The organism is Pseudomonas sp. GM55, from assembly GCF_000282395.1.
In the GTDB taxonomy this organism is placed as follows: Bacteria; Pseudomonadota; Gammaproteobacteria; order Pseudomonadales; family Pseudomonadaceae; genus Aquipseudomonas; species Aquipseudomonas fluorescens_CC.
Genome location: NZ_AKJJ01000094.1, coordinates 1 through 9387 on the forward strand (window position 1 = coordinate 1; position 9387 = coordinate 9387).

At 64.1% G+C, this 9387-nt stretch carries 9 protein-coding genes; 1 reads left to right on the forward strand and 8 read right to left on the reverse strand.

Annotated features, from left to right (window positions below; all coding sequences use genetic code 11):
• Positions 1–82: 82 nt before the first annotated feature.
• The 8 genes from PMI31_RS22500 to PMI31_RS22535 all read right to left on the reverse strand — a co-directional run bounded on the left by PMI31_RS22500 (position 83) and on the right by PMI31_RS22535 (position 8212).
• The gene (locus PMI31_RS22500) at positions 83–1225 is read right to left on the reverse strand and encodes an acyl-CoA dehydrogenase family protein (protein ID WP_008020991.1); all 1143 of its coding nucleotides are present in this window, start codon (positions 1223–1225) and stop codon (positions 83–85) included.
• Entirely contained in the window at positions 1222–2427 is a 1206-nt protein-coding gene (locus tag PMI31_RS22505) for an acyl-CoA dehydrogenase family protein (protein ID WP_008020993.1), read from the reverse strand. The genes PMI31_RS22500 and PMI31_RS22505 overlap by 4 nt, the downstream gene beginning before the upstream one ends.
• Before the next feature lie 65 nt (positions 2428–2492).
• On the reverse strand, positions 2493–3662 hold the full coding sequence (locus PMI31_RS22510; protein ID WP_008020994.1) for an acyl-CoA dehydrogenase family protein: 1170 nt from the start codon (positions 3660–3662) through the stop codon (positions 2493–2495).
• Between the two features lie 10 nt (positions 3663–3672).
• Entirely contained in the window at positions 3673–4851 is a 1179-nt protein-coding gene (locus PMI31_RS22515) for a lipid-transfer protein (protein ID WP_008020995.1), read from the reverse strand.
• A 17-nt stretch (positions 4852–4868) separates the two neighbouring features.
• The gene (locus PMI31_RS22520) at positions 4869–5288 is read right to left on the reverse strand and encodes a MaoC family dehydratase (RefSeq protein WP_008020997.1); all 420 of its coding nucleotides are present in this window, start codon (positions 5286–5288) and stop codon (positions 4869–4871) included.
• Positions 5260–6393 (reverse strand): acyl-CoA dehydrogenase family protein, encoded by a 1134-nt coding sequence (locus PMI31_RS22525; protein ID WP_008020999.1) that lies wholly within the window; start codon positions 6391–6393, stop codon positions 5260–5262. Before PMI31_RS22525 ends, PMI31_RS22520 begins: the two co-directional genes overlap by 29 nt.
• An 8-nt stretch (positions 6394–6401) precedes the next feature.
• Complete coding sequence (locus tag PMI31_RS22530; protein ID WP_008021000.1) at positions 6402–7370, reverse strand: bifunctional MaoC family dehydratase N-terminal/OB-fold nucleic acid binding domain-containing protein; 969 nt, start codon at positions 7368–7370, stop codon at positions 6402–6404.
• A 56-nt stretch (positions 7371–7426) separates the two neighbouring features.
• Positions 7427–8212 carry an SDR family oxidoreductase gene (locus PMI31_RS22535; protein ID WP_008021002.1) on the reverse strand — a complete coding sequence of 262 codons (786 nt, stop codon included), beginning with the start codon at positions 8210–8212 and terminating at the stop codon, positions 7427–7429.
• 141 nt (positions 8213–8353) lie between these two features.
• On the opposite strand from PMI31_RS22535, the gene PMI31_RS22540 reads away from it, so the two are divergent.
• Positions 8354–9139 (forward strand): enoyl-CoA hydratase, encoded by a 786-nt coding sequence (locus PMI31_RS22540; protein WP_008021003.1) that lies wholly within the window; start codon positions 8354–8356, stop codon positions 9137–9139.
• Positions 9140–9387 lie beyond the last annotated feature (248 nt).

Below are 9387 nucleotides of genomic sequence, written 5' to 3' on the forward strand. Positions count from 1 at the left end.
TTGCCCGCGAAGAGGCCGGCACATTCAACATCCTCATCGCCTGACACTCCGCCATCGCGAGCAGGCTCGCTCCCACAGGGGGTTACGCGTTGGCCGAATAACGCTCGCAATGGAAATCCCGATCACCCAGGCAGCTCTGCGCTACGCGCACGCGCTTGAGGTACAGACCGACATCCAGCTCGTCGGTGACGCCAATGCCGCCGTGCATCTGCACCGCTTCGTTGGCCACCTTGACCGCCGTGTCGCCGGCCTTCCATTTCGCCAGGCTGACCAGTCGAGCCCGTGCCCCAGCGTCGACGCTGGCGTCATCCAGGGTCGCCAACGCGGCCATCAGCGCGCTGCGGCTCAACGTCAGGTCGATGTACATTTGCGCGGCGCGATGTTGCAGGACCTGGAAGGTGCCAATGGGTGTGTCGAACTGCACGCGGGTCTTCAGGTACTCCAGGGTGGTTTCGAACAGTTGCTCGGCCATCCCCAACAGCTCCGCCGCGAGGCAGGTGCGGCCACGGTCCAGCGCGGTTTCCAGCGCGGTCCAGCCCTCACCCAGGGTGCCCAGCAGCGCCTCGCTGCCCAATTGCACCTGGTCCAGTTGCAGGCGTGCGCTGTTTCGCGAATCGATCAGCGACAAGGCGCTGATGGTCAACCCCGGGGTATCGGCCGGCACCAGGAACAGGCTGATGCCGTGCGTGTCGCCCTGCTGCCCGGACGTGCGCGCCGCCACAACATAGGCATCGGCACCCAGACCATCGACCACCCAGAGCTTGTCGCCGTGCAAGCGATAGCCCTGCCCTTCGACTTTCGCCTCAAGGGCAATGCGGCTCGGGTCGTGACGTAAGTGTTCGTCCACGGCCAGGGCCAGGCGCTGTTCGCCACCGATGACGGCTTGCAACCAGCGCGTCCGTTGCGCGGAGTTGCCCGCCAGAAGCACCAGCGAACCGCCGAGAACTACGCTGGACAACAGCGGCGTGGCGGACAGGTTGCGGCCCATGGATTCGAAGATCGGCCCAAGGCCCTTGCAACCAAAATCCAGGCCACCGAAGTCTTCTGGAAACGGAATCGCGCTCCAGCCCAGGTCAACCGCGTCCCGCCACAACTGCGCATCGAAACCCGGCTCCACCGCACCATCGCGCAGTCGACGCTGGACGCTGACCGGGCTGCGGGCCGCGAGAAAGTCCCGGGCACTGTCGGCCAGCAAACGCTGTTCATCGCTATAACGCAGACTCATGGGGTGACTCCTTTTTTAGCGTCGGGCAAGCCCAGCACGCGCTTGGCGATGACATTCAATTGGACCTCCGAGGACCCGCCGGAAATGGTCAGCGCATAGCTGTTCAACCAGGAGCGAGTCACCGCCAGTTGCTGCTCGCTGAATGCCGTGCTCTCCCAGCCAAAGGCATGCCCGCCCATGGCATCGAGCAACACTTCGAACTTGTCGCGTTCCTGTTCGGTGTGCACCAGTTTCATGATCGACATCAGGCCGCCGATGTCGTCGCCGGCCCGCGCCTCCTCCCCCATGCGCTGCACGGTCAGGTTGTAGGCATGCTCGTTCATCGCACAGGCCGTGGCCCGCGCCTGCAAGGCGTGTTCGCTCTGACTCCGGGGCGCCGGCACGTATTCACGCATCAGCGCCAGCAGGTCGAAGTGCGACGGCAGGCTGAACTCGCCGAACTTCGACATCGCCTTGCGTTCGTGCTGCAACAGGTACTTGGCCAGGTTCCAGCCGCCGTTCAACGGCCCGATCAACTGGCTCTTGGGCACTTTCACGCTGTCGAAGAACACCTGGCAGAACGCCGATTTGCCGCTGATCAAATCGATCGGCTGCGGCTTGACCCCAGGGCTGCGCATGTCCAGCACGATCAAGCTGATACCTTCGTGTTTCGGTGCGCTGAAATCAGTGCGCACCAGGGCATACATCCAGTCGGATTTGTCGCCGTAGGAGGTCCAGATCTTGCTGCCGTCCACCACGAAGTGGTCACCGGCATCGCGGGCGGCCATTTTCAGGCTGGCCAGGTCGGAGCCGGCGTTAGGCTCGGAGAAGCCCTGGCACCAGCGCACTTCGCCGCGGGCAATCGGCGGCAGCAGATCGCGTTTCTGTTGTTCGCTGCCGTAGGCCAGCAGCACCGGCCCGAGCATCCAGATACCGAGGTTGATCTGTGGCGGCCGGCACTTGATGCGCCGCATCTCGCTTTCCAGCACCGCCAGTTGCTCGTCACTCAAGCCGGCACCGCCATATTCCTCGGGCCACTCGGGGCAGAACCAACGCTTGTCGCGCATGCGTTCGAACCACAGGCGCGCATCTTCACAGGGAAATTGCGGGTTCTGACTGCCCCACACCACATCGCCTTCAGCCATGCCCGTGCGCATCGACAGCGGGCAGTTGGCCTCCAGCCAGGCACGGGTGTCGTGCCTGAATTGCTCGATAGTGCTCATGAAAGTCCCCTTCGACCCGCCCCGGATCCGGGGCGAGTACGGTTTTTGTTTTTGATGGACCAGCGTCAGCGTTGGGTGCGCGGCATGCCGAGGCCAAACTGGGCGATCAGCTCGCGCTGGATTTCATTGGTGCCACCGCCGAAGGTCAGGGTCACCGAACTGCGCAATTCGTATTCCAGCTCGCCCTGCAGCAGCGTCGCCGCCGAGCCGCTGCGCATCGAACCATTGGCGCCGAGGATCGCCGCCAGCTTGCGCAGGATCTCGATGGCCGACTCCGAGCCGAACACCTTGGTGGTCGAGCTCAGCGCCACGTCCATGCGCTCGCGTTCGAGGTCGGCAGCGATGCGCATATTGATCAGGCGCATCGCCTCCAGCCGCGCATAACACTCGGCCAGCGAACTGCGCACCCAGGCCTTGTCCATTGCCCGATGCCCCTGCTCGTCGCGGGCCCGCGCCCACAGGTAGACCCGACGAAACAGCGCCACCACCTTGTCCGACCAGGTGCCAAGGCCGAGGCGTTCGTGGTTCAGCTGCGAGGTGATCAGCTTCCAGCCACCGTGCAACTCGCCCACCAGCATCTCGTTGGGCACCCGCACGTTGTCGTAATAAGTGGCCGTGGTCGGAATGCTGGTGGTAGGAATCAGGGTGTGGGAGAAGCCCGGTGTCGTGGTGTCGACGATCAGCAGCGAAATGCCTTTGTGCCGTGCCTGGGTCGGGTCGGTACGGGCCGCCAGCCAGACGAAGTCGGCCGATTCGGCACCCGAGGTCCACAGCTTGTTGCCATTGACCACGAAGCCTTCGTCGTCCTGGCGGGCGCTGGTTTTCAGCACCGCCAGGTCGCTGCCGGCTTCCGGCTCCGAGTAGCCGATGGCGAACATGATCTCGCCTGCGGCAATGCCGGGCAGGAAGCGTTCTTTCTGCAGCTCGCTACCGTGGGCCATCAAGGCCGGACCTACGGTACTGATGGTCACGAACGGCAGCGGCGCGCCGGCGATGTTGGCTTCTTCGAAGAAGATCAACTGTTCGGTGGCGGCGTAACCCTGGCCGCCATGGGCCTTCGGCCAGCCGACTGCAAGCCAGCCGTCGCGCCCCATCTGGCGGATGGTCTGGCGAAACAGTTCGCCGCCTTCCTTGCCGCGTAACTGCTCGCGCATGTCCGGGGTCATCAGGGCCTGGAAATAGTCCCGCACCTTATGGCGCAGGGCATGTTGTTCGGGAGTGAGGTCGACGAACATCTGCTGCTCCTTAGGCTGCGCCGAGAATCAGGCCGCTGGTGGGTACGCCGGTGCCGGCGGTGACCAGCACGTTCTGCACATCCGCCACCTGGTTGACCGCCGTGCCACGCACCTGGCGCACCGCTTCGGCGATGCCGTTCATGCCGTGGATATAGGCTTCGCCCAGTTGCCCGCCGTGGGTGTTGATCGGCAGTTTGCCGCCACGGGCGTGGTGCCCGGCGCGGATGAATTCCTTGGCTTCGCCGCGTTTGGCAAAGCCGAACTCTTCCAGCTGTGGCAGCACGAACGGGGTGAAGTGGTCATAGATCACGGCGGTCTGGAAAGACTCGGGACCGAGGCCGGACTGGCGATATAGCTCGCGGGCGACCACACCCATTTCCGGTAGCCCGGTGATGTCGTCGCGGTAGAACGAGGTCATGCTCTGCTGACCGTGGCTGATCCCTTGGGAGCCCGCCTTGATGGTCACCGGTTTCTGCCGCAGGTCACGGGCGCGCTCGGCCGAAGTGATGACCATCGCCACGGCGCCATCAGATTCCTGGCAGCAATCGAGCAAGTGCAGCGGTTCGCAGATCCAGCGCGAGGCCTGGTGTTCTTCCAGGGTGATCGGCTTGCCGTGGAAAAACGCCTGGGGATTGGTCGCGGCAAAATCCCGCGCCGCCACCGCGACACGGCCGAAGTCTTCGCTGGTGGCGCCATAGGTGTGCATGTAGCGCTGGGCGAACATGCCGACCCAGGCCGCCGGTGTATGGAAGCCGTGGGGCATGTACCAGCCGTAGTTGACGTTGTCGAAGGTCGGCGTCGAAGCGAAGCCGTAGGCACCGGTGCCGAAGCGATACCAGGAACGCTCGTTCATGGCCCGATACACCACCACCACTTTCGCCATCCCGGTGGCCACCGCCATCGCCGCGTGCATCACCGGTCCGCAGGCCGCGCCGCCGCCATGGGGCACTTGCGAGAAAAACTTGACGTCCTTGCACCCCAGCAGTCGGGCGATTTCGTACTCCGGGACCTTGTCCACCGAGTAGGAGCTGAAGCCCTCTACCTCGCTTGGGTCGATGCCGGCATCCTTGAGCGCGCTCAAGGTGGCCTCCAGGGCCAGGCGCAATTCGGTGCGTCCGGAGTTCTTGGAAAATTCGGTTGCGCCTAGACCAACGATCGCGGCACGCCCGGAAATCGATGAATCAGTCATCTGTGTCTCTCCGGCTGTCAGGGCAGGACCAGCGCGACCGTGCCGGTCACGTGGTTGCCCATGGAATTTTTGCCGCTCAAGGTGATTTCCACCGAACGGGTGTCCGCATCAACACCGGTGACGCTGCCATTGAAGGTCATGCAGTCACCGGGATAGTTCGGCGCGCCGAGCTTGATTTTCAGCGCGGTGAATTGCGCCAGTGGCCCGGCCCATTGCTCGATGAACCGCTGCACCAGCCCGTTGGTGGTGAGGATGTTCATGAACACGTGGGGCGAACCCAGGGCACGGGCCGCCTCAGCGTCGTGGTGACCGGGGAAGTAGTCACGGGTGGCAATCGCGCCACCGTTGATCAGGGTCACCGTGATCGGCACGGCAAGTTCCGGCAGTACTTCGCCGGGGCGCACGTCTTCAAAGCGCTTGGTGTTCTTCGAGGTCATATTTCCATCCCAGCTTGTCGTTATCGTTGAGCCAGTCGCCCAGGCGTTCCAGGCTTGCCGCCGAGCCACCCAGGGCAAGGCACAGGCCGCGGCTCCAGTAGAGAAAACGGTGGATCGGGTACGTCAGGTCGACGCCGATGCCGCCATGCACGTGCTGTGCGACATGGCCGATGCGGTGCCCCGCTTCACAGGCCAGCCAGGCGGTGGCCAGGGCTTCGGAAGGCGCCAGCAAGCCGGCATCGACGCGGTAAGCCAATTGCCACAGCGCGGTGCGCAAGGCTTCGACGGCGATATGGGTATCGGCCATGCTCATCTGCACCGCCTGGAAGCTGCCGATGACCCGCTCGAACTGCCGGCGCTCGCTGACATAGGCCACGGTGCGGCGGATCTGCTCTTCGCTGACCCCCAGTTGCAGGGCTGCCAATGCCGCTGTACAGCGCAGCTCCAGCCAGGCGACGGACTCCGCCGGCAGCAGCGCGGTGGCGTTCACGGTCAAGCCTGCGACGTGCAGGTCGGCCACCGCTTCCCCGTGGGTCAACACCGCCGACACCCGCTGTATCTCGGGCGCCGCCAGGTCGAGCAGCAGCAAGCGCGGTTGGCCCTCGGCCTGCACCAGTACCAGTGCGGCGCTGGCCTGGTCACCCAGGGACAACGCCGCGACCCGGCCATTGATCGACCAGCCCCCGGCATTCGCCTGCGCCTGCAGTTCAATGCCCCGCGCACTGCTCAAGCCGTCGACCGACAAACTCAGCAGCGCCTCGCCGGACACCGCTTTGGCCACCCACCCGGCACTGTCGCCAGCATCAAAACGGGCCAGGGTCGCGGCCGCCAATTGATGACGCCACAACGGCACCTGGGCCAGGGCCTTGCCCTGGGCTTGCAGCACCAGCATCAGTTCGGTCATGCCCAGACCGCTGCCGCCGTGCTCTTCGGGGATCGCCAGGGCATGCAACCCGGTCTCGATACACAACGCCCACAGCGGCGCCATCATCGGTTCGCCACTGGTGTCCCACTGGCGCATGTAGTCGTCATGGCAATGATCGACAAACAAACCGTCGGCCATCTGCGCAATGGCGCGCTGGTCTTCGCTCAATTCGAAATCCATGGTGGCTCCTATGCCTCTACCGGCCGGAACATCGGCAGGGTCAACTGGTCATCGAAGGTCTGGAACTCGACCTGCAAATGCTGGCCGATCTGCAGTTGCTCGCGTTCGATTCCGACCAGGCCGGCGATCAGGCGCACGCCCTCTTCCAGTTCGATCAGGCCGATGGGGTTGGGGTAATCGAACGGTGGCACTTCGGGGTAGTGCATCACCACGAACGAATACAATTTGGCGCGACCGCTGGCCTCTACGGTGTCCCACTCGAAACTGTGGCACTCGATACACACCGGTGCCGGTGGATGACGCAAGGTCTTGCACGCTGTGCAGCGCTGGATCAGCAACTGCCCCTTGTCGCAGCCTTCCCAGAAGAACCGGGTGTCATCGCTGATGCCCGGCAACGGACGCTTGGGTTTGGCCGGTGCCGATTCAACTTTGGCCGGCGCCTGGGCATTGGCCGCGCGGAACTTGAACACGCGGAACAGCAACTCGCCCACTGGCTCGTCACCGCTGGCCTTTTCAACGAAGTGGCTCATCACCAGAGTGACGAAAAAGCCGGTGCCCAGGGCGGTGGTTTTCTCATCGCCAACCGAATCCAGGCGCGTGGTGTAGTAGAGCTTTTCCCCCAGGCGCACCGGGCGGGTGAAGCTCAGCTCGGAATTCACCGCCACGGTGGAGGCATAGCCGTAGGCTTCAATTTCCTTGAGCACCTCGTAAGGGTTCTCGTCGGTGGAGCCAGGCGGATAGTTGTTGGCGTGCAGGCCTTCCATAGTCCACACCTGCAACATCGCCGGGGGAGCGATCAGCCCCTCATGTTGGGTGCCCAGGGCAAAAGCCGGGTCGGTGTAGAGTGGATTGTCCACGCCCATGACCTCGCACCACTGGCGAATCATCGGTGCGTTGACCTCGTCCCAGGCATACACGCGGCCGTACTGGCGCCCCACCAGGGCGCGTACATTGGATAGCAATTGTGGATCAGCCAAAGTCGTCTCCTTCAGATTGAAGGCGGCCACCGAACCCGGTCGCCGCAATAGGTCGATCAGGTGGGCAGAACCTGCGCGGCACCGAGAAATGCCGGGCGTTCACCACCGCCGTGCAGCAACAGGTTGCAACCGCTGGCGTAACTGGCCAGCGGCGATGCGATGTAGAGGCAGGCGTTGGCGATGTCTTCGGCCACCGCCATGCGGGCGGCCGGAATCCCGGCAGCGACGGCGGCGATACCGGCCTCGGAGCCGTAGTGCAGATGCGCCTGCTCGGTCAGCACCAGACCCGGGCTGACCGTGACCACCCGCACCTTGGGCCCCCACTCCACCGCCAGCGATTGCACCAACGCGAGCACCCCGGCCTTGGCCGCGCCATAAGCGGCGGTGCCTGGCGAGGAGCGCAGTGCACTGATGCTGCCGATAAAGACAATGCAACCGCCCTGCGCCTGTGCCTGCATCAGCCGGTTGGCGTGCTGGGCGACGTTGAGCGGCGCGATCAGGTTCAGGCCGATGATGCTTTCATGAAACCTCGGCGATGCCGTGGCCGCGTCGGTGGCGGGGCTGCCGCCAGCGTTGTTGACCACCACGTCGAGGCGTCCGAAGTCGCGCTCAATGGTGGCGAACAGGCGTTGCAGGGAATCGTGGTCACGCACATCGGCGGCAATGAAGGTCGCGCGCCTGCCGGCCGATGTCGGCACCTGCTCAGGTTCGCGTCGGGCACAGACGATCACCCGTGCGTTCGCGGCCAGAAATCCCAGCGCGATACCAGCGCCGATGCCCTTGGTGCCACCGGTGACCAGCACCACCTTGCCGCTGTAATCAAGACCCGAATTCAGCTCCATCATGTGCTCCTTTTCTACTGACAAGGATCACTCTAGGGACGAACCGAGGACCAAACTACGTCTGAACGGACGATGAAAATCAAACCTTGCGAACAGGACACTGGCGGCCATTCACACCTTGCCTGGTCTTCGAGGATGCCCATGTCCGACTCATCTGCTGCACCGGTTCTGCTCGAACGCCCACTGCCGGGCGTTGCCCTGCTGCGGCTCAACCGCCCCCAGGCGACCAACGCCTTGAGCCTGGAGTTGCAGGCACTGCTGTCGCGTCATTTCAGTGAGTTGGCGATTGATCCCCAGGTGCGCTGCATCGTCCTGACTGGCGGTGACAAAGTGTTCGCTGCCGGCGGCGATATCAACAGCATGGCTGGGGTCGGCGCCATCGATATCTACAAGCGCCACACCGAGCGGGTCTGGGGACCGATCCAGCATTGCCCGAAACCGGTGATCGCGGCGGTCTGCGGTTATGCCTATGGCGGTGGTTGCGAGCTGGCGATGCACGCCGACCTGATCGTCGCCGGGCGCAGTGCGCGCTTCTGCCAACCGGAAATCCGCATCGGCATCATGCCCGGCATCGGCGGCACCCAACGGCTGGTGCGCGCGGTGGGCAAGGTCAAGGCGATGCGCATGGCGCTCACCGGGCAACCGATCAGCGCCGAAGAAGCCTGGGTTGCCGGGTTGGTCAGCGACCTGGTGGACGATGACCAGGTACAGGCCCACGCCCTGGAGCTGGCGCGAGTCATCGCCGCGATGCCGGCGCTGGCCGCCGAACAGATCAAGGAAGTGATCCTGGCCGGCATGGACGCCCCGCTGGAAGCCGGCCTGGCCCTGGAGCGCAAGGCCAATGCCCTGCTCTTTGCCTCACGGGACCAGAAGGAAGGCATGCAGGCGTTCATCGACAAGCGCCCGGCGCAATTCGAGGGGTACTAAGTGCTCGTCAACCGAGGCGCAAACCTGTAGGAGCTGGCTTGCCAGCGAAGGCGGCCTGGCAGCCTGCCAAGATTTTGATGGTGTACATATCCATTCCTGCGGTAACGGCCGCTGGCGGTTCCGCCTTTACGGCGGGTCACTTTGGAAAAGCCCCAAAGTAACCAAAGGGCTCTTGCCCCTGACGTTCGGTGCCTCGCCAAGGCTCGGCATTCCCTCGCTCCGGTCCTGCTCCGTGGGCCCGCCGCGAT